1 pseudogene is annotated in these 725 nt (G+C 42.3%); it reads right to left on the bottom strand.

Annotated elements, in window-relative coordinates:
• Positions 1-725, bottom strand: a pseudogene (locus H3T75_RS10805) (hypothetical protein); the annotation flags it as partial.

Raw genomic sequence — 725 nt, 5'->3', positions numbered from 1 at the left:
TAATTTTTTGTGCAGTACCGGTTGCATGACTGGCATCATAAGCAGATATATTGCTATTCCATTGCAGCGCATTCTGCTGTAATGTTTTTACATGAGAGTCAGCCGCAGTCAGACTGCTTGATGCTGATACAGACAGACTGCTCAGACTCTGATTAGTCTGTTCCAGCTGACTGACCAATCCATTCGGACTTTTATTTTGTAAATCTTCTAATGAAGTTGACAAAGAGTTAAAACCTGAACTAACGCTATCAGACAAAGTACCAAGATGACTATTAGTCGTGAATAGCTGGCCACCAGTAACCACATCACTTGAACCGGCTGCAAGATTTCCAGCCAGTACATTTGTAATGCGCTGCGCTTTTCCATCGTGAGTAGCATCATATGCGCCACCGTCAATGTCGTTATTCCATAACAATGCATTGTGCTGCAATGATGCTACGCTGGAATTGGTTGTACTCAGTTTATCCTCAAAAGTAGTAGACAGACTATTGATTTTCTCATTGGCAAACTGACCCAGTGCGCTAGAAAGGCTACCCACACTGGCCGATGTTGATGAAGAAATTGAATTCATCTTACTATCAACATTATCAGACAGAGTGCTTACACTATTATTGGTATTAAACAGCTGGGCGCCTGTTACTACATCACTTGAGTCTGCTGCCAGACTACCTTGGGCTACATTGGTAATTTTTTGTGCAGTACCGGTTGCATGACTGGCATCATAA

The organism is Snodgrassella sp. W8135 (assembly GCF_016101225.1).
Lineage (GTDB): Bacteria > Pseudomonadota > Gammaproteobacteria > Burkholderiales > Neisseriaceae > Snodgrassella > Snodgrassella alvi.
This window is presented reverse-complemented; position numbering and strand designations above follow the sequence as displayed.